Annotated in this window: 1 pseudogene; it reads left to right on the plus strand. The window is 67.5% G+C overall.

The features are described from left to right. Window positions 1-302: pseudogene (locus KUM49_RS39305) on the plus strand (hypothetical protein); the annotation flags it as partial.

The raw sequence follows: 302 nt of genomic DNA on the forward strand, positions 1-302 counted from the left end.
GCCGAAAGCGGTTACGGCGACGACAGTGGCTACGGCGACGACTCCGACACGCCGGAAGGCTACGGGGACACACCATCGACACAGCCCCCCACCACACCGCCGGCGAAACCGGAACCGTCCTCGCCCGACACCGACGAAAGTGGCTATGGCCACGAGGACACCGAAAGCGGTTACGGCGACGACAGTGGCTACGGCGACGACTCGGACACGCCGGAAGGCTACGGGGACACACCATCGACACAGCCCCCCACCACGCCGCCGGCGAAACCGGAACCGTCCTCGCCCGACACCGACGAAAGTGG

Source organism: Streptomyces sp. AC555_RSS877 (assembly GCF_019049245.1).
GTDB lineage: Bacteria > Actinomycetota > Actinomycetes > Streptomycetales > Streptomycetaceae > Streptomyces.